Origin of the sequence: Pseudomonas sp. (assembly GCF_050739655.1) — a bacterium.
Classification (GTDB): Bacteria; Pseudomonadota; Gammaproteobacteria; order Pseudomonadales; family Pseudomonadaceae; genus Aquipseudomonas.
In genome coordinates this window covers 1-23,169 of the sequence record NZ_JBOIBY010000372.1, presented here as the reverse complement: position 1 = coordinate 23,169, position 23,169 = coordinate 1, and the positions used below count along the sequence as shown (strand labels likewise).

General features: G+C 58.4%; 17 protein-coding genes and 5 pseudogenes. 14 read left to right on the top strand and 8 right to left on the bottom strand.

Features of this window, described 5'->3' with window-relative positions; all coding sequences use genetic code 11:
* The first annotated feature begins 17 nt into the window (after window positions 1-17).
* Window positions 18-896: pseudogene (locus tag ACRESJ_RS17970) on the top strand (transporter substrate-binding domain-containing protein).
* 55 nt (window positions 897-951) lie between these two features.
* Here the strand turns inward: ACRESJ_RS17970 and ACRESJ_RS17965 are convergent.
* Complete coding sequence (locus ACRESJ_RS17965) at window positions 952-1,182, bottom strand: hypothetical protein (protein ID WP_431759082.1); 231 nt, start codon at window positions 1,180-1,182, stop codon at window positions 952-954.
* A gap of 431 nt (window positions 1,183-1,613) precedes the next feature.
* On the opposite strand from ACRESJ_RS17965, the pseudogene ACRESJ_RS17960 reads away from it, so the two are divergent.
* Window positions 1,614-2,484 (top strand): annotated as a pseudogene (locus ACRESJ_RS17960) (GNAT family N-acetyltransferase).
* Window positions 2,484-3,374, top strand: a pseudogene (locus ACRESJ_RS17955) (polysaccharide deacetylase family protein); the annotation flags it as partial. The pseudogenes ACRESJ_RS17960 and ACRESJ_RS17955, both read left to right, overlap by 1 nt.
* Before the next feature lie 92 nt (window positions 3,375-3,466).
* Here ACRESJ_RS17955 and ACRESJ_RS17950 read toward each other — a convergent pair.
* Together ACRESJ_RS17950 and ACRESJ_RS17945 are read right to left on the bottom strand one after the other, a co-directional pair.
* Window positions 3,467-4,240 (bottom strand): SDR family oxidoreductase, encoded by a 774-nt coding sequence (locus ACRESJ_RS17950; protein WP_431759081.1) that lies wholly within the window; start codon window positions 4,238-4,240, stop codon window positions 3,467-3,469.
* Between the two features lie 16 nt (window positions 4,241-4,256).
* The gene (locus ACRESJ_RS17945) at window positions 4,257-4,982 is read right to left on the bottom strand and encodes a sulfite exporter TauE/SafE family protein (RefSeq protein ID WP_431759080.1); all 726 of its coding nucleotides are present in this window, start codon (window positions 4,980-4,982) and stop codon (window positions 4,257-4,259) included.
* Window positions 4,983-5,190: 208 nt separating this feature from the next.
* Here ACRESJ_RS17945 and ACRESJ_RS17940 point away from each other — a divergent pair, with 208 nt between their 5' ends.
* Window positions 5,191-6,501, top strand: coding sequence for an aminotransferase class III-fold pyridoxal phosphate-dependent enzyme (locus tag ACRESJ_RS17940; RefSeq protein WP_431759079.1), 1,311 nt, complete (start codon window positions 5,191-5,193; stop codon window positions 6,499-6,501).
* On the opposite strand, the gene ACRESJ_RS17935 is transcribed toward ACRESJ_RS17940, so the two are convergent.
* Entirely contained in the window at window positions 6,498-7,991 is a 1,494-nt protein-coding gene (locus ACRESJ_RS17935; protein WP_431759078.1) for a PLP-dependent aminotransferase family protein, read from the bottom strand. The two genes, ACRESJ_RS17940 and ACRESJ_RS17935, sit on opposite strands and share 4 nt — an antisense overlap.
* Before the next feature lie 183 nt (window positions 7,992-8,174).
* Between ACRESJ_RS17935 and tauA the strand changes: the two genes are divergently transcribed.
* From tauA to ACRESJ_RS17920, 3 genes are read left to right on the top strand one after another with little or no spacing between them, the layout of a single operon-like run.
* Window positions 8,175-9,191: a taurine ABC transporter substrate-binding protein gene (gene tauA / locus ACRESJ_RS17930; RefSeq protein WP_431759077.1), complete on the top strand. Its 1,017-nt coding sequence runs from the start codon at window positions 8,175-8,177 to the stop codon at window positions 9,189-9,191.
* Window positions 9,192-9,237: 46 nt separating this feature from the next.
* Complete coding sequence (locus ACRESJ_RS17925; protein ID WP_431759076.1) at window positions 9,238-10,077, top strand: taurine ABC transporter ATP-binding protein; 840 nt, start codon at window positions 9,238-9,240, stop codon at window positions 10,075-10,077.
* Complete coding sequence (locus ACRESJ_RS17920; protein WP_431759075.1) at window positions 10,074-10,943, top strand: ABC transporter permease subunit; 870 nt, start codon at window positions 10,074-10,076, stop codon at window positions 10,941-10,943. Before ACRESJ_RS17925 ends, ACRESJ_RS17920 begins: the two co-directional genes overlap by 4 nt.
* 128 nt (window positions 10,944-11,071) lie before the next feature.
* On the opposite strand, the gene ACRESJ_RS17915 is transcribed toward ACRESJ_RS17920, so the two are convergent.
* Window positions 11,072-11,968: a DNA-binding protein gene (locus tag ACRESJ_RS17915; RefSeq protein WP_431759074.1), complete on the bottom strand. Its 897-nt coding sequence runs from the start codon at window positions 11,966-11,968 to the stop codon at window positions 11,072-11,074.
* Window positions 11,969-12,113: 145 nt separating this feature from the next.
* Between ACRESJ_RS17915 and ACRESJ_RS17910 the strand changes: the two genes are divergently transcribed.
* The 4 genes from ACRESJ_RS17910 (at window position 12,114) to ACRESJ_RS17895 (ending at window position 15,279) form a co-directional block, all read left to right on the top strand.
* Window positions 12,114-12,395, top strand: coding sequence for a hypothetical protein (locus tag ACRESJ_RS17910; protein ID WP_431759073.1), 282 nt, complete (start codon window positions 12,114-12,116; stop codon window positions 12,393-12,395).
* Between the two features lie 144 nt (window positions 12,396-12,539).
* Window positions 12,540-13,160 carry a histidine phosphatase family protein gene (locus ACRESJ_RS17905; protein WP_431759072.1) on the top strand — a complete coding sequence of 207 codons (621 nt, stop codon included), beginning with the start codon at window positions 12,540-12,542 and terminating at the stop codon, window positions 13,158-13,160.
* A 246-nt stretch (window positions 13,161-13,406) separates the two neighbouring features.
* Window positions 13,407-13,601 (top strand): hypothetical protein, encoded by a 195-nt coding sequence (locus ACRESJ_RS17900; protein ID WP_431759071.1) that lies wholly within the window; start codon window positions 13,407-13,409, stop codon window positions 13,599-13,601.
* A gap of 574 nt (window positions 13,602-14,175) precedes the next feature.
* Entirely contained in the window at window positions 14,176-15,279 is a 1,104-nt protein-coding gene (locus ACRESJ_RS17895; protein WP_431759070.1) for a GlxA family transcriptional regulator, read from the top strand.
* Between the two features lie 180 nt (window positions 15,280-15,459).
* Here ACRESJ_RS17895 and ACRESJ_RS17890 read toward each other — a convergent pair whose 3' ends face one another.
* Window positions 15,460-17,016: a methyl-accepting chemotaxis protein gene (locus ACRESJ_RS17890; protein WP_431759069.1), complete on the bottom strand. Its 1,557-nt coding sequence runs from the start codon at window positions 17,014-17,016 to the stop codon at window positions 15,460-15,462.
* A gap of 539 nt (window positions 17,017-17,555) precedes the next feature.
* On the opposite strand from ACRESJ_RS17890, the pseudogene ACRESJ_RS17885 reads away from it, so the two are divergent.
* From ACRESJ_RS17885 to ACRESJ_RS17875, 3 genes and pseudogenes are all read left to right on the top strand, one after another.
* A pseudogene (locus ACRESJ_RS17885) lies at window positions 17,556-17,885 on the top strand (PAS domain-containing protein); the annotation flags it as partial.
* A gap of 207 nt (window positions 17,886-18,092) precedes the next feature.
* A complete protein-coding gene (locus ACRESJ_RS17880) occupies window positions 18,093-19,169 on the top strand; it encodes a methyl-accepting chemotaxis protein (RefSeq protein WP_431759113.1) in 1,077 nt (358 codons plus the stop codon).
* 24 nt (window positions 19,170-19,193) lie between these two features.
* Window positions 19,194-21,926, top strand: coding sequence for an EAL domain-containing protein (locus ACRESJ_RS17875; RefSeq protein WP_431759068.1), 2,733 nt, complete (start codon window positions 19,194-19,196; stop codon window positions 21,924-21,926).
* A 157-nt stretch (window positions 21,927-22,083) separates the two neighbouring features.
* On the opposite strand, the pseudogene ACRESJ_RS17870 reads toward ACRESJ_RS17875, so the two are convergent.
* Window positions 22,084-22,185, bottom strand: a pseudogene (locus ACRESJ_RS17870) (hypothetical protein); the annotation flags it as partial.
* A gap of 38 nt (window positions 22,186-22,223) precedes the next feature.
* Window positions 22,224-23,096: a DNA-binding protein gene (locus ACRESJ_RS17865; RefSeq protein ID WP_431759067.1), complete on the bottom strand. Its 873-nt coding sequence runs from the start codon at window positions 23,094-23,096 to the stop codon at window positions 22,224-22,226.
* Window positions 23,097-23,169 lie beyond the last annotated feature (73 nt).

The following is a 23,169-nucleotide window of genomic DNA, read 5'->3' as shown; positions in this document are numbered from 1 at the left end:
TGACGGGAGAATGAAATATGAGCGTTCAACCGACCCAAGCCGCCAACCTGCTTCTTGCCTGCCTGCGTTCCCTGTTACCCGCGGTCGTAGGAGCCGATACTCTTGAACGGGTGCGCAACAGTCATTCTGTGGTTCTGGGGTATGTACCTGACTTTGCTCCGTTTAGTACCCAGGCGGGTGACAAGGCCAGCGGATATGCGATCGATCTTTGCGAGAAAATCTTCAACACAATAAAAACAGAGTTGAATGTGCCCTCCTTGCAAGTTCGTTATCCGTCTGTTCAGTTGGGTGACGAAGTCAGCGCCGTCAGTACTGGAAAAGTCGACATTCTCTGCACTCTAACGCCGGCAACACTGGCCTGGCAGCCGTGGTTGCCAAGAATGCACCCAACGCACTGCTCAGGGTGCTGAAAGGTGACGTCGCCAAAACCGGCCCGACCTGGCGCACAGAGGTCAATCGCGCACTGTCCAATTTGACTTACGTCACAATCGCTGGCGGCGTTACCGAGCAATGGATTAATCAGCAAATGCGATCCCTGGGAGGGGTCGCCACACTCGTCACAGTGCAAGACACGGCGGCGGGCCTCAAGCGTATTGCCGATGGCAAGGCGGATGTTTTTTTTCGCCGAACGCACGAAGCTTAAACATGAACTCGCCGACAAATATGCCACCGGGAATCTTGTACTACTCGACCGTATTTTTGAGTATTCAACGACTTCAATGATGGTCGATCGAGACGATGAAAACTTCCGACTGCTGGTCGATAGCGCGCTAAGCGAAATGTATCGCACGGGTGAGATTGAACAGGCATACAACAAACATTTAGGCAGCGTTAGCGATACTTCCCGAATGCTGTTCAAGCTCTACACTGTGCCCCCGGCAGCATCCTTACAGTGATCTTTGGCACGCGTGACCGAGCCGACGAGGCATGTACGACACACTGCTCTTTCGCTCACGGGCAGCCGCCTGGGGAATATTCGTACCGTTCACGCGATTCGTACTCATCGCACATCACCACGTTGCCAGGCGCAGTGTCCTGGATTGCCAGGCGTTCCAGGTTCGTGATTTCGTCGTTAGCCACCCAAAGTGTGTTGCCAATCTGCTGAGCGACCGAAAGGCCGTCGCGCAACGACGCAAACGCCGGATCAAATCGCAACATCTCAGCAATGCTTCGGCTACTCATTTGCGCCCTCCCGTCCTCATGGGGTTGTGCGCAGGTTGTTCAGATTCAGACTTTTTGCGTCTCCTTCATCCGATCCTTGCGATCGTCCTGTCCGACCGTTCCACCGTTGATGGCTTCGGTCACATCGATGGGGCAGTCCACGTCCGCGTACTTGTTGCAACCGCTTGAACTCCATTTGCCGCGGCAACGAATCTGATGTCGAGGCTAGTAGCTGCCCGACGACAATCAAGGCCATTTGCTAGTACGTTTTCTGACAATCAATAGAGTGCTGGGGAATAATTTGAGAGGTGGTTGGACGGACTTCCGAGCGGCAGTGATTGACTGGCGGGAGTTGTGACAACCTGGATCAATACTCGGGTTGAAGCTATACCGAAAGGGTTAAAAGTGGAGCTGTACCACACGCTCGATTAACGACTGAGGAGAAATTCCCGGTGTCGAACCAGCTGGTCATACGCAACATGACCCGTCCCGAACTGGACGAGCTTGTCGATTGGGCGGCCCATGAGGGTTGGAATCCCGGCATTCACGATGCCGAGCTGTTCTGGGCGGGGACCCTGCTGCCTTCATCGCAGCGTCCCTGGGTGGCGAATTGATCGGCGGCGGTGCCTTCACCTCCTACCATGGCGAATTCGGTTTCATGGGGTTTTTCATCGTGCGGCCTGAGTATCGCGGTCAAGGTCTGGGCAACACCCTCTGGCACGCACGCCGCGAGCGACTCCTCGCCCGCCTGCGCCCGGGCGCGAGCATCGGCATGGACGGTGTCTTCGCGATGCAGGACTACTAAGCCAAGGGTGGTTTCGTCTTCTCCCATCGCAACATGCGATTTCGTGCCGATAGCGCCAAACGGCCGGCGATCTCGCAGGCAGACGACCAGGACGTCGTCCCGTTGGCCACCTTCCCGTTCGATCAGGTTGTCGATTACGACCGCACCTGTTTCCCGCCCCGCGCGCCACCTTTCTGAGGGGGTGGATAGCCCAAGCCGACGCACTTGCGGTGGGGTGCCGACGCGATGGCAGGCTAAGCGGCTATGGCGTAGCAAGGCGCTGCCTTGAAGGCTACAAGATCGGCCCCTTGTTCGCCGATGATGCCCTGGCAGCCAATGCTCTATACGCACGCTTGGCGGATTTTGCCCAGGGTGCTCCGTTGTTTCTCGATGCCCCGGAGAATAACCCTGGCGCGATGGCGCTGGTGCACCAACAGGGCATGGTCGAGGTTTTCGGCTGCGCACGCATGTAACTCGGCCCTCCTCCCGCGATCGCGCACGAACGTGTGTTCGGCGTCACGACCTTCGAGCTGGGCTGATGTCCGCTCGAGACCTCACCGGTTACGGTGGCCGCCCACCTCACCCGCGATGGCCCGGTGAGGCACGTGTCGCGGTCCAGTTCGTCCTCAACATCGAAGAAGGCGCGGAGTCCTGCATTCTCAATGGCGATGCCCAGTCGGAGGCCTGGCTTCACGAGCTACCAGGCCGTGTGCCGCGTGTGGGGGAAGCGGACTTGAGCGTCGAGGGCATGTACGAATACGGATCGCGCGCGGGTGTGTGGCGCATTCTGCAGCTGTTCAGCGCCCGCAATCTGCCGCTGACCGCTTTCGCCGTCGGCCGCGCACTGGAACTCACCCCGGCGATTGGCCATGCGCTTTGCGCTGCCGGGCATGAAATTGCCGGGCATGGCCATCGCTGGCTGGACTATCGCGACATGCCTGAAGACCAGGAGTGGCACCATATCCGTCTCACCGTCGAGGTGATCGAGCAGGTCTGCGGTAAACGCCCCGTGGGTTGGTACACAGGCAGGGTCAGCCAGAACACCCGCCGCCTGTTGCGTGAGGAAGGCGGGTTTCTCTATAGCTCGGACGCCTACAACGACGATCTGCCCTATTGGCTCCCAGGCTCGCCCGCGCACCTGGTGATCCCTTACACACTGGTCAACAATGACGCCCGCTATCTGCTGCCCAACGGTTTCGCCTGCGGCGAAGATTTTTTCCAGCTGCTCAAGGATGCTTTCGACCTGCTGTGGCAAGAAGGCGCGCAACACCCGAAGCTGATGAGCGTCGGCCCGCATGGGCGGATCAGTGGTCATCCTGCTCGTGCGTTGGCGCTGGCGCGCTTTCTCGATTACGTGCAAGGCCATGACGCGGTGTGGATTTGCCGGCGCGAGGAGATTGCCAGGCACTGGATGGCTCAATTCCCCGCTTGGGGGGGGGCCGGTGTCAGGTGCCCAGCGTTATCGTTGACGCCCATCGCCAGCAGGCTGGCCCCACAGCGGATCGCGAGCGAGCATTGCCCTTACAGGCGGGGCATCGCCCCACGCTCAATCGCAAAGTTGTTCCAGGCCTGGGTCACGGGCATCACCTCCAGGCTGTTGATGTTGATATGTGCCGGCTGGTTCATCAGCCAGAAGATCGTCTCGGCGATGTCCGCAGGTTGCAGCGGCTGGGCGTTGGCGTACACCGCGTTGTACTTGTCGGTGTCGCCGGCAAAACGCACCAGGGAAAATTCGCTTTCGCACAAGCCCGGTTCCAGGTTGGTGACCCGCACGCCTGTGCCTTGCAGGTCGCAGCGCAGGTTCAACGAAAACTGCCGCACGAAGGCCTTGGTCGCGCCATAGACGTGGCTGCCGGGGTATGGCCAGTTACCGGCGATGGACCCGAGGTTGACGATGCTTGCCCCGGCACCCTGCGCGATCAATCGCGGCAGCAACAGCCGGGTGCTGTAAAGGAGGCCCTTGATGTTGGTGTCGACCATGGTATCCCAGTCATCCAGCGAGCAGGCCTGGGCGGCTTCGGTGCTCAGGGCGAGACCTGCGTTGTTGATCAGGCCGCGCAAGGTCGTAAAGCGCTCCGGCAACTGGTCGATCGCCGTTTGCATGGCCTCGCGGTCGCGCACGTCCAGGACCAGGGGCAACACGTCGCTCTGATTGCCCAACTCTTCGGCCAGGCGCAACAGGCGGTCTTCGCGCCGGCCGGTGAGCACCATCGACCAGCCGGCCTGGGCGAAACGCCGGGCGCAGGCTTCGCCGAAACCTGAGGTGGCGCCGGTGATAAACACAGTAGGTTGCATGATCAAACTCCAGGGGTCAGGACCACGACCGACCCAGCAGGCCGGAGCCCGCCAACGCCAGCAACAGCCATTGGGTGAGTCGCGCCGCGTGTTCGGCGCGAATGTGCAGGAACAACCGTTGTCCCATCCAGAGCCCGCACATCAGGGGCAAAAGCAGGGTCAGGGCCTGGTACGGGACCCGGCGGCCGATGGCGTGGGCCATAACCAGCCCGGCCAGGGCCGCCAGGTCCACGGCAAAAAAGAACATGATCAAGGTGGCTCGCAGCGTCCGGGCGCGCAGCCCGCAGTGGCTGAGCCAGGCGACCACCAGTGGCCCGCCGATGGAAAACGCGGCGATTAACGCCCCGCTGCTGCCGCCCACCAGCCAGGCCGCCCAAGGCCCGCGGCCCATGGGCGGCGCCACCCGCGCCAGGCCCAGCAATGCCAGCGTGGCCACCAGCCCATACACCCCCAGACTCAACCAATCGCTGTCGAGCCCGGTCAGCAGCCAGATGCCGCAGGGCACGCCAACCGCCGCCGCGACCAGGATCCGCCTGAGTAACGGGTAATCGGCCTGGGCCCAGGCGTCGCGCAGCAGCATCAGGCTGGACGCCACCTCCAGGCACAACACCAGGGGCACGGCATCGCGCAAGGAGCCGAGCATCGCCAGGCCGACGACCGCGATGGCCGCGAAGCCGAATCCGGTGAGGCCGCGCACAACGGCAGCGACCAGCACGCACAGGGCACTCAAGGTCCAATTCAATTCCGGGCTCATGGCGCGCTCCTTTGACAGTGGCGCCACTCTAGTCAGGCAGCGGTCCACGCTTTAGAGCCAGATGGGCTTTTCTATGGGTCCAGTGCCTGGGGTTCTGGCTCCATCGAAATGCCCAACTGGATCTAAGCAGGCCACGACTGCATGGCTAGGCTGCGGGGCAACTGGCCGATCCGTGCCCGCCCTCAGGAGTAACCCCATGGCAACGAACCTCAACCATCAATGGATGCCCTTCACCGACAACCGGGAGTTCCAGCGTGCCCCGCAACTGTTCGTCCGCGCCGAGGGTGTGCGCTACTGGACAGCCGAAGGTCGCGAACTGCTCGACGGCAGCTCGGGGCTGTTCTGCTGCGCGGCCGGGCATGGCCGCACCGAAATCGCCGAGGCGGTGTGCAAGCAACTGCTGACCCTGGATTTCACCCCGCATTTCCAGCGCGCCTCCCCCTTGTCCTTCGAGCTGGCCGGGCGCCTTAGCGAACTGCTGCCGGCAGGCTTGAACAAGCTGTTCTTCACCAACTCGGGTTCCGAGTCGGTCGACAGCGCCATGAAGATCGCCCTGGCCTACCACCGCGCCCGTGGCCAAGCCCAGCGCACCCGTTTCGTGTCGCGTGAATGGGCCTACCACGGGGTCAATTTCGGTGGTGTGGCCCTGTCGGGCATGATGCGCAACCGCCAGGCGTTCGCCACCGGCGGCCTGCCCCACGTCAGTCACATGCGCCACACCTGGCAGGAAGAACAACGCTATCAATTGGGCGAACCGACCCAGGGCGCGGACCTGGCCAGCGACCTCGAGCGCATCATCGCCACCCACGGTGCGGACAGCATCGCGGCATGCTTTGTCGAGCCCATCGCCGGTTCCATCGGTGTCTATGTGCCGCCGGCGGGCTACCTCAAGCGCCTGCGCGACATCTGCGACCGCCACGGCATCCTGCTGGTGTTCGACGAAGTAATCACCGGCTTCGGTCGTACCGGCGAGGCCTTTGCCGCGCAGAGTTTTTCGGTCAAGCCGGACATCATCACCATGGCCAAGGCCTTGACCAACGGCGCCATCCCCATGGGCGCAGTGGCCGTCGACGAGTCGATCTACGACACCGTGGTCGGTGCCAGCCAGGGCCAGGGGCCGGAGCTGTTCCACGGCTACACCTACTCCGGCCACCCGGCCGCGTGCGCCGCCGCCCTGGCATCACTGGACATCTACCGTGATGAAGACCTGTTCGGTCGCGGTCGACAATTGGCGCCCTATTTCATGGAATCACTGAGCGGACTGCGTGGGCTGCCCCAGGTCAGTGACTTGCGCGGCTACGGCCTGCTCAGCGGCATCCAGCTGACCCCGGGAGCCGCGCCCGGCGTCAAGGGCGCGCAGGTACAACGGGCGCTGTACGACGCCGGCCTGCACGTGAAAACCACGGGCGACGCAATCATCTTCGCCCCGGCGCTGGTGGCCAGTCGCAGCGACGTGGACGCGATGTTCGACGTGCTCAAGGGCACCCTCGCCCAGGAAAACCTCTAGGCCGGTTCGGCCTGGCGCAACTCGCGCCAGGCCTTGCCCAGCGCTGCGATACCGGGCTCGATCAACGCCTCGGCGATCGCGCCGAAACCCAGGCGGAAGTAACAGCCCGTGCGCCCCTCCCCAAGAAAATGAATATCCCCAGGCTCGATCAACACGCCGTGGCGGGCAACCCTGCGCTGCAACGCCCAGGCGTCCACCGCGGGTGGCCCGCTGACCCAGATCGATGAACCACCGGCCATGCCACTGGCGTGACACTCGGGTAAATGTTCGGCCAGTGCGCGGCTGATCACCCGCCATTTGCGCGCCAGCCGGTCACGCAGGCGGCGGGCGTGGGCGTCGTAATGCCCCATGGCCAGGAACAGCGCCAGAATGCGCTGGTTGTTCGACGGTGGATGGCGGTACATGTAGCGTCGCAGGGCGCGCAACTCGTGGATCAGCTCGGCATCGGCGGCAATGAAGCCCAGACGCACCCCCGGCAACAGGCTCTTGGTCAGGCTGCCCAGGTAAATCACCCGGCCACTGTCGTCATAGCTCTTGAGCGCCGGATGGTTGCTGCCCAGGAAGTTCTGCTCGCTTTCGTAGTCGTCTTCAATGATCAGGAAGTCATGCTCGCGGGCACTGGCCAACAGTTCCAAGCGTCGGTACAGCGGCATGGTCACCCCGGTCGGCGACTGGTGGCTGGGCGTGCAAAAGAGCATTTCGCAACCGCGCAGTTGCTCATCCACCACCAGCCCCTGGCGATCGATGCGCAAGGGGCGCAGCGTGCACCCGCTGAGGCTGAAAATGTTCCGCGCATCGACATAACCGGGCTCTTCCAGCCCCATCGCAAGACCTGGGCGACCCAGCAGGCGCGCGATCATGTACAGCGAATTCTGTGTGCCTATGGTCACCAGCAGCTGTTCCGGTCGCGCCTGAATGCCACGCTTGGGCAATACCCGCTGGATGATCTGCTCCACCAGCAAGGGATCGTCGAGCATCACCTGGTCGTCGACCCAACTGCGCATGTGCGCGCCGCTGGCGGCGATCCGTGCGCAATCGCGCCAGCGCGCAGTGGTCTGCTCATCGTCCTCGATCTGCCCGTAGATGAACGGATAACGGTACTCGCGCCAGTTGCGCGGCTTGACGATGGCACGCATCTGCGCCGATCGGGTTTGCAACCGATGCTCCCAGTCCGGCGCATGATCGGGCCGTTCGAAAAGTGCCGGGGATTTGGGGCGCAGGCTGACGTTTAGCTGCTGGCGCAGGAATTTTTCATTGATGAAATAGCCGCGCCGGTCCGAGGGTGTGAGGTAGCCGTCCTGCACCAGTTGTTCGTAGACCAGTACCACCGTGTTGCGCGACACCTTGAGCAACTGGCACAGCTTGCGCGATGACGGCATGGCGTCACTGGGCGCCAACGCGCCATCGAGAATGGCATTGAGCAAGCTCTCGCGCAGTTGTTCCTGCAACCCGCGCCCGGATTCGAACGGACGAAAATAACGCTCCAACATGGTTCCCACTCCCTTCATGACGCACCCCGATGGCGCACCCGATGCACTGCACGCCTTGCCCATCAGGGCCTGGCGGGATGGCTGGCACCAAAGCCCGGCGCAACTGGATCTAAAGCAAGCAACGGGCCGGCCCTAAGATCGAGGCGTGCCAAAAACAATGCCTTTCCCCTTAGGAGCCACACCATGCTCAAGCCCTTGTACCGATGGATCCGACGCTCCCTGCTGTTGCCCGCCGCCGCGCTGACCCTGAGCCTTGCCACCACGGCCCAGGCGCAGACGGTGACGATCGGTGTGCAAAGCATGTTCGCGCCGTGGAAAAACGCCATTGCCCAGCAGCAGTTCGAGAAGGCCACTGGCTGGGATATCCAATGGCGTAATTTCGACAGCGGTGGCGACGTGATGCTGGCCATGGCCTCCGGCGATGTGCAGATTGGCGTGGCCGGCAGCAGTCCGATTGCCGCCGCCGTGAGCCGTGGCGTGGATGCCCAGTTGTTCTGGATCCTCGACAACATCAATGACGCCGAAGCCCTGGTGGTGCGCAATGGCAGCGGCATCGTCGCGCCCCAGGACCTGGCGGGTAAAACCCTGGCCGTGCCATTCGTTTCCACCACGCACTTTCATGCCCTGTTCGCCTTGGAACAATTCGGCCTCAGCGGCAAGGTCAAGGTCATCAACCTGCAGCCTTCGGACATCCCGGCCGCCTGGGAGCGCGGCGACATCGATGCGGCGTTCATCTGGGATCCGGCATTGGGTCGCCTCAAGCAAAGCGGCCAGGTGTTGCTGACGTCCGGGCAATTGACCCAATGGGGCAAGGCCACCTTCGACGGCATCGTGGTCGACCGCAAGTTCGCCGCCGAACACAGCGCCGGCATGCTCGCCTTGACCAAAGTGTTGCAGGCCAGCACCGCCGACTACGTGAAGGCCCCCGGCAGCTGGACCGCCGATTCGCCGCAAGTGATCAACGTGGCGCGTCAGTCCGGTGCCAAGCCGGACGAAGTGCCCCCGGTGCTGGCCCTCTACCAGTTCCCGCTGGCCAACGAACAGGCCAGCGCCAACTGGCTCGGCGCCGGCAAAGAGGGTGGCGCGGCCAAGGCGTTGGCGGCCACCGCTGCCTTCTTGAAAGAGCAGAAGAAAATCCCGGCGTTGCTGCCCGATTACAGCGTCGCCATCAACCCGGGCTTCGTCCAGGCTGCCCAGTAACCCCAGCAACGGGCGGCGCCAGTCACCCAACCACGAGGAAAAAGCCATGGGCCTGAGCCTGAAAATCCATGACGTGTCGGTGCACTACCCCGGTCAGCAAAAGGGCCAGCGCGTGACAGCCCTGGCCGGGGTCAACCTGGACATCGCCAGCGGCGATTTCGTTGTCGCCCTGGGAGCATCGGGTTGCGGCAAGACCACCCTGCTCAACCTGATGGCCGGTTTCATCCAGCCCAGTAGCGGGCTGATTACCCTGGGCGATTTCCACGGCCAGGTGCCACAACAGACCTCAGCGGTGGCACAACTGCGCGACCAGGTCACGGGGCCTGGGCCCGAACGCGGCGTGGTGTTCCAGAAACATGCGTTGCTGCCCTGGTTGAATGTGCTCGACAACGTCGCCTTTGGCCTGAAGCTGCGCGGCGTGGCCAGGGCTGAACGTGAAGAGCGCGCAGGGCACTTCCTGCAGCTCACGGGACTGGAAGATTTCGCCGGCCACGCGGTGTATCAGCTGTCCGGCGGCATGCAACAACGGGTAGGGATCGCTCGGGCACTGACCAATGATCCGCAGATGCTGTTGCTGGATGAACCGCTCGGCGCACTGGATGCACTGACCCGCGAACGCTTGCAGGAGTTGATCCTGCAGATCTGGCAACGGACCCAGAAGATGATGTTCTTCATCACCCATGACGTCGAGGAAGCCCTGTTCATGGCCACGCGGCTGATCATCATGTCGCCGCGCCCGGGTCGCATCACTCACCAGTTCCCGATCGATTTCGGCCGGCGCTTTCTCGCCGGCCAGGACGCGCGGACGGTGAAGTCCAGTGCCGATTTCATTGCCCTGCGCGAGCAGGTGCTGAGCATTATCCACGGTGATGAGGAGGCCGCATGAGCCTGTTGGACGAGAAACAACGCAACGCCGTGCTGCGTGCTCTCAACGAACTGCGGCGTGCCGCCCCGGCGCGACCGGGCGAACAGTATGGTGCACCGGGCAATGGTTCGAGCCTGGTCTTGAGCCTGGTCACTGTGACGCTGGCGTTTGCCCTCTGGTACATCGCGACCAATTCCGGTTGGGTCAAGCCGCTGTTCCTGCCTTCGCCCCAGGCCGTATGGGCGCAATTGCTGGACGTGGCCCAAGAGGGTTTCGCCGACGCGACCTTGCTCAATCACGTCGCATGGAGTGCGCTGCGTGTCTTCGGCGCGTTCGTCCTGGCGGTACTCACGGCGATCCCGGTGGGGATCATGATGGGCGTGAACCGTGTGGCCCGAGGGATATTCGACCCGTTGGTGGAGTTCTACCGGCCTTTGCCACCCCTGGCGTATCTGCCATTGGTGGTGATCTGGATGGGCATCGGCGAAGGTTCCAAGGTGCTGCTGATCTACCTGGCGATGTTCGCCCCGTTGGCCCTCAGCGCCCGCGCCGGGGTCAAGTCGGTGGCCATCGAGCAGATCCATGCCGCCTACTCCATGGGCGCCAGTCGCGGCCAGGTGCTGCGTCACGTGATCATGCCGGCGGCGTTGCCGGAGGTACTGACCGGCATGCGCATCGCCATCGGTTTCGGCTGGACCACACTGGTGGCGGCCGAAATGGTCGCGGCCACCGCGGGCCTGGGCTTCATGGTGCTGACCGCCTCCAAGTTCATGGCCACCGATGTGGTGATCATGGGCATCCTGGTGATCGGCGCCATGGCCCTGCTGTTCGACCTGGGCATGCGCTGGCTGGAACGGCGCCTGGTGCCGTGGAAAGGCAAGGCCTGAGACCCGCGATCAGTTCGGGCGCATGGTGGGCCCAGATACAGGCCGCCATGTGCTCGGTGGACGTCAGGTGCAAGTGTGCTCAAATCCCATGGCGTCTTTCGACAAGGGTGCAAACGGTACGGCAACGCTCAGCTTGAGCCCTGCGCTGCGGGCGTTTTGCGTACACGCGCCTTGCGCTTGGCGGGTGGTGCTTCGCGCATCTGGATCAGTTGCTGCTCCAGGGTATCGGCACGGGCCTGCTGCGCCGCGACGCGTTGCTGGATTTGATTGGACTCGGTCTGGACCGACTCGATTCTGCGTTGCAACTGCTCCACTTGCCGGCCGGCCGCCTTGAGTTGGATCGTCATCGCCTTGCCCTCCTCCCGCGCGCGGTCGACCTCACGGTGCGCGCGATCCTCGACCCCGCGCACGTAGCTCTCCTGCGCGACGCGCTCCTGCTCGGCCTTAAGCCGCAACGCGTGTAGCTCCTGCTGCAGTGCCTGGTTCTGCAGATGGGCTTCGCGGCGCTCGTGCACCAGGCTCTCACGCTGCTGCTGCAGGTCCTCGATCTGGGTCTGGCGCTGGGACAGCAGCAGCTCCAGGTCTGCCAGACGCAACTCCGCTGCCTGGCGCCCGGCTAGGGCCTCTGCCGCCTGCTGACGGTACTGCGCCGCGTCCTGACGCGCCTGATCCTCGATTTCGGCGACCCGCTCGCGTTCTGCGATCAATATTTTGCGTTGTTCCACCAACCCTTGTTCAGCGACGCCCTGCGCCAGGTGAATCGCCTGCTGCCACACCGCGACAAACGCCTGCGCCACCTCACCTGGCAATGCAGGCAGGCGGGTCTCGCCGTTCAGCCGCTCAGTTAGCCTTGCCCACCATTTATCCAGCAGCCCACCCACTCGCGCCGGACTGCCGTGACCAAGCTCCAGGCGCACGCGCTCCACCGTTGGGCGCTCGCCGCGCGCCAACACCGCGTCCGCCGCGGCAAACCTGCAGTCTGAATATTCAGTTATGGCATGCGCTCGATTTGACACTTTCTCCATGTTGGAAGAAATTGATTATGCGCTCCGCGAGTCCTGCATCTCAGTGACCGCACTTCAGCCCATATTTCAAACACGCCGATTTTATTTCCATTACCCGGCCTCGCTCAGTTGATGCCAGGTGCCTCGTCTTCTAAAGGAATCAACAATGCTAAACAGACCGGACAAGGACGCGCTTCGAGCGATGCTCGAGTCCCAAGTACAAGAAAAGCTTCGAGTCGACCCAGAAGCGGTAACGACCTATGCCGCACAGCACGAGCCGGAGCGTAAACCCTACACAAGCAAGCCGACGGTACAGGACAAGGCTTTTGAAAAAGAGCTTGATCAAATGCGCGCAGATGCTGCTGCAGGCGTGATGCACAAACCGATGCACGACCAGACGACAGGGGGCAAACCCAGCTTGAAGCTCGACGACTATCCAGACCTGTGAAGAACCAATGTCAGAGGGGGAATCTGTGAAAGTAACTATTAAACATTGGGATGGGGACAGCGCCATTCGAATCGTTGATGAGCTCCTTGATCAGTTGACGTTGAATGTCGGCGACGGGCTCTCTATGAAGTCGATTCTCCCACGATGAAACACGTCAGGTTGATTCGGCACGCTGAAAGCGCCGCAAATGTGGGACTCGCCACTACAGCTCCAGACTCCATACCACTGACTGAGGAAGGTCATCGTCAAGCTCGGGCTGTGGCTGACTCCATTGCGTCTGCCCCCGACTTAATCATCTCCTCTTCATTCGAACGCGCCATTGCAACGGCACTGCCAACAGCAGAGCGCTTTCCTCACGTTTCGTACCAACATTGGGCGGTCGAAGAGTTTACGTACTTGAGCCCAAATCGCTTCGCGGGCACTACGCAAGCCGACCGAAAACCCTATGCAGAAAGTTACTGGAAAAATGGTGAGGCGGCGATTACGGATGGCCCAGGTGCTGAGTCGTTCAGTCATCTGCTTGAGCGCGCAGATGCGATGCTGGCCAAGCTTGCTGATCATGATGCCCAAGAAATACTGGTCTTCAGTCATGGGCAATTCATCAGGGCTACCGCATGGCTTATCAAGCATCGGGAACAGTCTGCTTCACCCGACTTGATGCGTGAGTATCGTGCCACTGACGTGCGGGAACCGTTTAGAAATTGCTGGTGTTATCAGCTCAAGTACAACAGTACAACGACGGCAGATGGACAGTTGACGGCCTGATCAACCCAGCTGGCAAAGAGAGATTTGTCGACGATTTCTGCACAAGATAACTTCAGGGGTAGCCGCCTTACTGATCATCTGCGTCGTTACCTGGTAGAAAAACAAAGCCCCGGAGGTTCGCGGCTCCAGGGCTTCTATTTTCGCCTCCATCCCTTTATGTTGGCGAATGCGGCCAAGACCGTATCAATTAGAGCTGCTTAAAGCAAAGAACCGGTACACTGCGGGTATGTCTGCTAGGGTTTTGTTATGAATCTGACTGATGCCACGCTAGTACTGCTCCTCGCAGCACGAATTCATGGAACAGACGAAGCCATTAGGGCTTCGGCAAAGAGCGTGGTCAAGAAATTACCTCGCTCTAAGCGTGACCTGATCTACAAGGTGATCGACAGCCAAACCCCACTAGACTTAGTGAACTGCCTAGCACTGCATTTGGATGTTTGACACAGATCCGATCTATGGAGGCTGATCTACTGTCATTTACCTTTTAGCCCAGGAGTTTCATCTTGAAAGCGAAGATATCCATTGTTGATACGCGAGTGAAAATCTCAATCCGGGCTTCGCTAGAAAGTACCACTATGTCGAACGCAGACCTGCTCCCTTCCCTACTTTTCATGATCAATCAGAACCCACCACTTGCCCTCAAAGCAGCAATCAGTATCATTCCCATCCAAATAAAACACTGACCCATCGTCCTTCCTTGCGCATGGTCTGATGTTGAAGATCAGCTTACTGCACCACGGCCCTGGCGCACGCTTGGCTATCCAGGAACGCTATCAGTCTGAATTAATCGCTGTTTATGAACAAAAGAGCTAAGTCACGTCCTGGCGTTTGTGAGTATCCACCCCCGTGACTACCTATAATAAACGTCCTTGGCTCAGTTTTTTGAACTCATAGGAAGTCCATTAAACTTGGAATTTTGACAAATCATTAACACTCTCGCTCCATATGCCAGACAAGAAATAAAAAAGAGCCTGCGCCTGAGGCCGACACCTGCTTTGTGTGAGGAGATACAGCAATGATGTCGTACGGCTCCGAGGGCCAATCCCAGCATCACACGGCACAATCCATCGGTTTTCTGCTGTTAGATAAATTCACACTGATTTCCCTGGCCTCGGCGGTCGAACCGCTACGCATGGCCAATCAGCTGTCCGGCCGTGAGCTATATCGCTGGAGTATCTTAAGTGTTGACGGCGGTCATGTCTGGGCTAGCGATGGTCTGCAGATCACCCCGGATGCGGCCATGCACAAAGCTCCGCCCCTGGACACCGTGATTGTCTGTGGTGGTATTGGCATTCAGCACACCGTCACCCGCGAACACGTGTCTTGGCTACAGATCCAGGCCCGCCAATCCAAGCGCCTCGGTGCGGTGTGCACTGGCAGTTGGGCATTGGCTATCGCCGGCTTGCTCGACGGTTTCGATTGCAGCGTGCACTGGGAATGTCTGACCGCGATGCAGGAAGCCTTCCCGCGAGTGAACTTGAGCACCCGGCTGTTCACCCTCGACCGCAACCGTTTCACTAGCTCCGGCGGCACCGCGCCGATGGATATGATGCTGCACCTGATCAGTCGCGATCATGGCCGTGAACTGTCAGCGGCGATCTCGGAAATGTTCGTCTACGAGCGAATCCGCAACGAACAAGATCATCAGCGAGTGCCACTCAAGCACATGCTCGGTACCAACCAGCCGAAGCTGCAGGAAATTGTCACGTTGATGGAAGCCAACCTCGAGGAACCGATCGACCTGGATGAATTGGCGGTGTATGTCTCGGTTTCGCGTCGCCAGCTGGAGCGGCTATTCCAGAAACATCTGCACTGCTCGCCATCGCGCTACTACTTGAAACTGCGCCTGGTTCGCGCACGGCAAATGCTCAAACAAACGCCGATGTCGATCATCGAAGTAGCATCTATCTGTGGCTTCATATCCACGCCACACTTTTCCAAGTGCTACCGCGAATACTACGGCATTCCGCCACGTGACGAGCGCCTTAGCTCCAACACCGCGAAACACGTGGCAATGATTCCGTTGCCACAATCCCTGGCGCTGTCACCGTTGTCCAGAGCGTTAACAACGCTCAACGAGGCACGCGATGAATCAACCTTTGCCAGCGTTCGTCTTTAGGATTTCTATCACGCTGATCTCCAGTTGAAGCTAGCCACCACTCTCCATCTGCAGTGCATGGCCTTTGCCTGCTAACTCGGTCAACCTCACTTCCGAAATCAACTTGGCCAGAGACAGCCAATTGCCGACGCTCGCCATGGGCAGCGACCGATCCACAGCGGACGGTCGCGACGCCAAACCCTATAGTCGAAAGCGGTTAACCAAACCATCAAGTTCATGACCTAAGCGCGCCAACTCGATACTTGAGGCGGCTGTCTCATCACTAGCGCCAGCGGTTTGTTCTGAGATATCGCGCACGTTCAGCACGCTGCGGTTGATCTCTTCAGCCACTGCGCTCTGCTGCTCAGCGGCCGAGGCAATCTGCTGATTCATCAACTGGATCGTAGACACCGTGCGGGTAATATTTTCCAGAGATGTTCCGGCGCGACGAGTTAATTCGACACTGCTATCAGTCAATATACGACTGACCTCCATAACGTCGGATACTTCTTGAGTGCCGCCTTGCAAGCTGGAGATCAGCTTTTCAATTTCCTCCGTAGATTGCTGCGTACGCTGCGCCAGGCTGCGAACTTCATCGGCAACTACCGCAAACCCCCTTCCAGCTTCACCCGCTCGTGCTGCCTCAATGGCGGCATTGAGAGCTAGCAGGTTAGTTTGTTGTGCGACCGACTTAATAACATCGAGTACGCCGCCGATTTTGTTGCTTTCCTCTCTGAGATTACTCATGGCCACGGTGGAGTTGCTCACTTCGATGGCTAGGCGTTCGATTTGAGCCACCGCCTCGCCTACAACTTTGTCCCCCTCCCGAGCTTGCTGATCTGCTGCAGCCGCAGCGTCCGAGGCCTCTTCAGCATTACGCGCCACCTCTTGCACGGTGGCGGTCATTTCGTTCATGGCTGTAGCAACTTGATCGGTTTCAACTTTTTGGCTGTTCACACCAGCACTGGTCTGCTCGGTGACGGCTGACAACTCTTCGGCAGCGCTAGCAATCTGGATAACGCTAGCGCCAATCCCGCCGATGAGTCCGCGCAAGCTGGTGGTCATTTGTTGCAGGCTTCTCTGCAAACTCCCCAGCTCATCGCGGCGATTGATTTCCAAATCCTGGCTCAAATCGCCAGAGGCAATACGATCAACGTCCTTAAGGACATGCTGCAACGGTGCGACGATTTGCCGGGTAATGATCCAGGCCGCAACGGCGCCGAGCAGCAATGCCAGCGCGGCGATACTAGCAAGCAGGGTTTTGGCAAAAGACGAATCGGCATCTCGCTTGGCGGATTGCGACGCTATCAACTGCTGGGTGGTATTCAGCAGGATGTCACCTTGCGCGCCCATTCGGGCGAACACCGAAGCCTGATCGGCTCCCGCCTGGCTTAAGGCGCCAAGGGCATCGCGGTATACCTTGACCGCAGCTATTTGCTGGTCAATCAAAGCCAAATCGCTGGGCGCGGTCAGATGGGCACGCGCAATGCTCAAATGCTTAGTTAATTTCTCAAGCGTCTGGAGGATCAACTGGGCGCCATCGCCCTTGGGGTTGAGCTCCATCTGCAAACGATGAACTCGCAAGTCTTTGGTCATCTCGGCGACGCGAGCAATGCTCTCTATTTTGAGGCCCCTCTCATCAAGGCTATTGATCGCTATCCAGCCAGTGAGAGCGAGCAGAGAAGTTAGCGCCAATACTAGGCCGAAGCCAAAACCGAGTTTCGTGCCTACACGGATATTGCTGATCCAATCGAACATACATGCTCCAAGCAATTAATGATGTTTACTAGCGGGCAGAAAATCACATGCCCATTTGATGGGATATGCCTACACCCCAAACCTACGCCACTTTGACTACACTTTGACGGTTAACTAATAGACAGAGCCGTACACCCCAATTGCATGCCCACACCCCGAACGATAGAAATAGGTCAGTTGCTGCCGGCTGCGGTGATCTACCATGCCGGGCAAAAGTGATCGGGAGAATCGCAGCTATCCGCTAAACCTCAACAATTTTGCCTACTACAGTCCCTGAGCTAGCAAGGCTTATCGCGATAATGTGTACACTCGCCTATAGAGCCACTGAGGCGACACCCAGAAGTCTAGCCTTAGATCTCGCTCTGGTTTATTGAGGCCCATTACCCCTCCTCGATTTCCCTGCCATGCCAAATACCCCAACCCTCATGCAAGCTGCAGTAGATGTGCATTCCAGATTAATACCGTCGAAACCACGCAATTGAACACGGCAATGTTCAATTCAGTTCAATAACCGCACAAAAAATACGACAATAGCAAAAATGATGGCACAATGGCCATATCGTATGCCTTTTTGTAGAGCGTTAACCTTGCGTGCACCCCAAACGATTACGACTGTTGAGCAAATTTTTCCTGCCCAGCAGCGCTTGATATCAGCTACTGATTCCAGCGGTAAAATCACCTACTGTAATGATGAGTTCACGAAAATTAGCGGCTACTCCCGTGAGGAACTGGTCGGTAGTCCGCACAATTTGGTACGCCACCCTGACATGCCACCTGCCGTTTTCGGGATGATGTGGAGCTACCTGAAGGCTGGTAAAAGCTGGATGGGCGTCGTAAAAAATCGTTGTAAGAACGGCGACTATTATTGGGTCAACGCGTACGTCACTCCCATTCTCGAAAATGGCCATCTGATAGGCTACGAGTCCGTAAGGGTCAAGCCGACTCGCGAACAGATTGAGCGTGCTCAAACACTGTATCCGCGGCTTCGTGCCGGCAAAAAGGCCGTACCGAAAAGGCGCCACTATGCCGCTTTTATGGGCCGACTGATTTTCCCGGTAATTGCGGCACTGACCGCTATCGGAGTGGTTAACACGCTGCCGAATCTGCTGGCGCAAACAATAATTGCTGTGCTCTTTGTGGCCATTGGATTGTGGACTTATACGCGCGAGGTTAAGCAACTCAATCGAATTATAAAAAGCGCTCCCGATGCGTTCAGCGACCCGATCAGCGCCCTCACCTACAGCGATACATACGGCCCTTCAGCGCAACTGGAAATGGTACTGATCAGCGAAGATGCGCGCCTTAAAACAGCCTTAACTCGGCTGAGCGATCTGGCCAACCAGGTGACTGAAGCCGCTGCACATTCCTCCTTGCTCTCTAACCAAACCGAGCATGCCTTACTGGAGCAGCGGGCCGAAACGGACATGACTGCAGCGGCCATGACTGAAATGGCGGCGTCCATCAGTGAGGTGGCCGGGCATGTTCACCAAACCGCAACTGAAGCGCAAACGGCGAATGAACTTGCCGAACAAGGCGACAAAGTCGCCAGCACCACCAGAGAGGCGATTCAGCTTCTGGCTAGCACGGTAACGAACATCAGCACTGCGGTGGACAACCTCGCTAATGAAACGCAGCAAATCATGACTGCTGCTGGTGTGATCCAATCTATTGCGGATCAAACCAACTTGCTGGCCCTTAATGCGGCAATTGAAGCGGCCAGGGCTGGTGAACAGGGCCGAGGTTTTGCTGTAGTCGCTGATGAAGTTCGGGCTTTGGCCAGTAAAACCCGCGTGTCCACCCAACAAATTCAAAGTGTTATTGAAACCCTTAAAAAGGGTGCCGATGAGGCGGTAAGCATTGCCAGACTCGGTATCCGCGAGGCAGATCACGGCGTGCAACAGGTCATAGAAGCGCAAGGTGCCCTTCAAGGTATTCGCGAGGCGGTTGAACGCATCAGTGGCATGAGTCAACAAATGGCCGCCGCGTCGGAAGAACAGGCGCATGTTGCCGAAGATATTGCTCGGCAGATCAACAACGTTGCAGGAACAGTTGATAGAACAGCTAAAAATGCTAACGCAGCAGTCGCTCGTGGGAGTGAGCTTGAAACTACTTCCCGTGGTTTGCGAGCCCTGGTTGAACGTTTCAACAGGTAACCAAACCTAAGGGAGAGGGTCGTCTTGATTATCAGCCTAATCAATGGAGCAACATTGCTTTTGGCTTTGTGCTGGCTGCACGCGTTCATTACGCGCCGCTGGGACAAGCACAGCACAGCCATACAATTGGTTTTGGGGCTGCTATTCGGCGCTATTTGCGTGATTGGCATGCTGAATCCCATCTCGCCAGAGCCCGGAATATTCTTCGATGGCCGCAGCGTAGTTCTGAGTATGGCCGCACTATTTAACGGGCCACTCGTAGCTGGCGTTGCCGGTCTGATCGCGGGTATCTACCGAATATGGATGGGTGGCAGCGGTATGGCGTTTGGTCTGGCGGAGATCGGCCTATCCATACTGTTTGGCCTGTTTTACCGGCATTGCTCCTTAAACGGCAAGCTCGCTATCGGCCCTTGGCAGCTTTGGTTTTTAGGCCTGTTAATGCAGGTTTTGGATATGCTGTTGTTGCCCGCAGCACAAGCAGCATCCACCCTAGAAAAGACAGCTTTTCCCTTGCTGCTGGTCATGCCGGTTGCGACAGTTGTACTGGGTTTGATGCTCAAAGAGATCGAGCAACGCAAACGAACAGAGCTCGCCCTGCAACTTAGAGAGTCGCGCCTGCGCGCAATCACCGAGGCGATCCCTGACACTCTATTGGTGCTGGATGAAGATGGACTCTATCTTGAGGTGACCCCTTCCAAGAAAGAGAAGCACAGTGGTGCCATGACGGCACGTATTGGGCAAAGCGTGCACGATGTATTGCCTCAAAGCGAAGCCGAGCGTTTTATGGAGTTCATACGGCAGACCTTGGCCAGCGATAGACCGCAACTCATCGAATACACTCGGCAGAGCGCAGATGGCATAAAGATACTTGAGGGTCATGCCCAGCGTCTGGATATTCAACTCAATGGCAAGCAGGCGGTGGTGGTACTCGCCCGCGATGTAACCCAGCGGGTCGATGACGAACATGAATTGCGCATCGCAGCCGCCGCGTTTGAAACACAGCAAGGCATGATTATCACCGACGAGTTCAACCGCATCCTGCGAGTGAATCAGGCATTCAGCACCATCACCGGATACAGCAGCGAGGAAGCTGTTGGACAACGAACCAGCCTGCTCAGTTCTGGACGCCAGAGTCTGGCGTTTTATCAAAACATGTGGCAACAGCTAAAGGCGGGAGATCGCTGGCAAGGCGAAATTTGGAATCGGCGTAAAAATGGAGAAATTTTCCCCGAATGGCTGTCGATCAGCGCGGTAAGAAACACCCACGGCCAGGTTATCAATTACGTCGCATCGATTGACGATACCTCCGAGCGCAAGGCAGCCGAGGAGCGTATCCAGCGCCTTGCCTTTTTTGATGGACTAACCGACCTGCCCAATCGGAGCCTTCTCCTCGATCGCTTGCAGCACGTGCTGGATGGTTGCGTGCGTAGCGGCGAATGCGCAGCGCTGATGTTTCTCGACCTCGACGGATTTAAGAACATCAACGATCTGCACGGGCATCATATTGGTGACAAAGTCTTGTGTCTGGCAGCTGCACGACTCAACGGCGCAGTGCGGGTGAGTGACACCGTGGCACGCCTTGGCGGCGATGAGTTCGTGGTTCTCCTTGAGCATCTCAACAAGCAACCCGAACAGGCCGCCATCCAGGTCGAGCATGTCACCACATTACTGCTAGCGACACTGGCCGAACCTTACAAAATTGACGGACTGGAACTGCGCAGCAGTGCGAGTATCGGCGTGACCCTGTTCAACGACAGTTCTTGTTCAATAGATGAGCTCATGCAACGTGCGGACTTGTCGATGTATGAGGCTAAAGCGGCGGGCAAGCATACGGCACGGTTCTTCGATCCACGCATGCAAGAGGCCATTAGCGAGCGTCTAAATCTGGAACAGGATATCCGTCGGGGGCTGATGTCTGAAGAGTTCATCCCCTACCTGCAACCGCAGCTTGATGACAACGGTTGCCTGGTTGGCGCTGAAGTATTGGCACGCTGGCAACACCCTCAGCGTGGTCTGCTCAGTCCAGCGGCCTTTGTTGAAGTGGCGGAGCTCGCCGGCTTGATTGAGACGCTGGATTTGCAAATGCTGCGAAAGGCTTGCCATCAACTAGCGTTGTGGCACCACCAATCGGCCACGGCATCGCTCAGTTTATCCGTCAATCTAAGTGCACGGCTCCTCTATCAGCCAAACTTTGTCGAGCGAGTACTTCAGATTTTGGAGCAAAGTGGCGCAGATCCACACAGGCTGAAACTTGAGCTTACCGAAACGCTTCTCCTTGACGACTTGCCATGTGCCGTTGCTCGCATATGCGAACTCAAAGCCCATGGCATTCGTTTCTCAATCGACGACTTTGGCACCGGTTACTCGTCTCTAGCCTACTTGCAGCAATTATCGCTAGATCAATTGAAGATCGACCAGTCCTTTGTTCGCGAGCTGCCAGGCGATACAAACAGCCTTGCAATCATCAGAGCTATCTGCGCATTGGCCAATAGCCTGCAGCTAGAGGTGATTGCCGAAGGGGTGGAGACTCATGAGCAATACAGCGCTCTGCTGGAGCTCGGCTGCCGGAGTTTCCAGGGATACCTGTTTGGCCGACCAATGCCACTGATAGAGTTCAAGCACCGAATACCGACCGATACTGTGAAAGTCGAGAGTGAAGGCTCTGTGTTTTTAACCAAGCCAAGCGTAATGATTGCAGTCGAGGAAATAGCAAACACATCGATTACAAGTGAGTGTCAAAACGGATTCGCAGATTAAGGCAGTTCCATCGTTATCCGTGCCCGCCTGGTGCGGAGCGCAGTGTTTTCTCTGGGCAAAGGCCCCTTCTCTGTCCGGCCTTCCCATCTTTTCATCGACGCTCACCTTTTTTGGCGAGCTAATCAGTCCTCTGGGATTGGTCGTATTACTGATGCACTTAGTTGCGTTCACTGCGCTTGGCTTGATAAAGGGCATCATCGGCACGAGTAAGAAGAGATTCCAGACTGTCCCCGGCCTCGAAGAGATCGACACCGATGTAGCACCTCCAGTGAAATACTCATGCCGACTCAACCGTACTTAGGATGCGTTACTAGGTACCGCGGGTTTTCGTGTACGAGCTTTCCGTTTAGGAGCAGGACTCTGACGAATCTGCGTAAGTTGCTGTTCCAGAGTTTCAGCTCGACCCTGCTGCGCCGCCGCTCGTTGCTGAGTTTGACTCAGCTCAGTCTGAATGGACTCCAACCGTCGTTGTATCTGGTCACTTTGCCGTTTTGCTGCCTTGAGCTGGGCCATCGCGGCTTTGCCCTCCTCCCGCGCATGATCGACCTCACGGTGTGCGCGATCCTCCACCCCGCGGACATACACCTCCAACGCCACACGCTCCTGTTCGGCCTTGAGTCTTGTCGCCTGTAAGTCTTGCCGTAACGCCAGATTGTGCTGTTGGATTTCACCGTGCTGGTGGAGAAGACTTTCGCGCTGTTGCTGCAGGTCCTCGATCTGTTGCTGACGCTGCTCCAGCAGCAGCTCCAGATCGGCCAGGCGTAATTCAACCGACTGACGCCCGGCCACCGCCTCCGCCGCCTGCTGGCGAAACTGTGCCGCATCCAGACGTGCCTGGTCCTCGACCTCAGCGATGCGTTCACGCTCGGCATCCAGAACCAGCCGTTGCTCATCCAATGCCTGTTCGGTCACTCCTTGGGCCAAGTGAATAGCCTGCTGCCACACCGCCGTAAACGCCTGCGCCACCTCACCCGGCAGTGCCGGCAGGCGGGTCTCGCCATTCAGCCGCTCAGTCAGTCTTGCCCACCATTGATCCAGAAGCCCACCCACCCGTGCCGGACTACCGCGACCAAGCTCTAGGCGCACGCGTTCCACCGTCGGTCGTTCACCGCGCGCCAATACGGCATCTGCCGCGGCGAACACTTCATTTTCTGGTACGCCTACCGCCATGCCCAGCCCTCCGCTATATTAGGTCTGATAAGGAAAGATTATCCGACGTTATTTTCTAAATAATGGAATTATC

Coding starts and splice junctions, on each gene's coding strand:
- ACRESJ_RS17925 (WP_431759076.1), top strand. CDS start 9,238: ATGGGCCTGAGCCTGAAAATCCATGACGTGTCGGTGCACTACCCCGGT.
- tauA (WP_431759077.1), top strand. CDS start 8,175: ATGCTCAAGCCCTTGTACCGATGGATCCGACGCTCCCTGCTGTTGCCC.
- ACRESJ_RS17895 (WP_431759070.1), top strand. CDS start 14,176: ATGATGTCGTACGGCTCCGAGGGCCAATCCCAGCATCACACGGCACAA.
- ACRESJ_RS17865 (WP_431759067.1), bottom strand. CDS start 23,096: ATGGCGGTAGGCGTACCAGAAAATGAAGTGTTCGCCGCGGCAGATGCC.
- ACRESJ_RS17935 (WP_431759078.1), bottom strand. CDS start 7,991: ATGTTGGAGCGTTATTTTCGTCCGTTCGAATCCGGGCGCGGGTTGCAG.
- ACRESJ_RS17965 (WP_431759082.1), bottom strand. CDS start 1,182: ATGAGTAGCCGAAGCATTGCTGAGATGTTGCGATTTGATCCGGCGTTT.
- ACRESJ_RS17950 (WP_431759081.1), bottom strand. CDS start 4,240: ATGCAACCTACTGTGTTTATCACCGGCGCCACCTCAGGTTTCGGCGAA.
- ACRESJ_RS17910 (WP_431759073.1), top strand. CDS start 12,114: ATGCTAAACAGACCGGACAAGGACGCGCTTCGAGCGATGCTCGAGTCC.
- ACRESJ_RS17890 (WP_431759069.1), bottom strand. CDS start 17,016: ATGTTCGATTGGATCAGCAATATCCGTGTAGGCACGAAACTCGGTTTT.
- ACRESJ_RS17900 (WP_431759071.1), top strand. CDS start 13,407: ATGAATCTGACTGATGCCACGCTAGTACTGCTCCTCGCAGCACGAATT.
- ACRESJ_RS17905 (WP_431759072.1), top strand. CDS start 12,540: ATGAAACACGTCAGGTTGATTCGGCACGCTGAAAGCGCCGCAAATGTG.
- ACRESJ_RS17920 (WP_431759075.1), top strand. CDS start 10,074: ATGAGCCTGTTGGACGAGAAACAACGCAACGCCGTGCTGCGTGCTCTC.
- ACRESJ_RS17940 (WP_431759079.1), top strand. CDS start 5,191: ATGGCAACGAACCTCAACCATCAATGGATGCCCTTCACCGACAACCGG.
- ACRESJ_RS17915 (WP_431759074.1), bottom strand. CDS start 11,968: ATGGAGAAAGTGTCAAATCGAGCGCATGCCATAACTGAATATTCAGAC.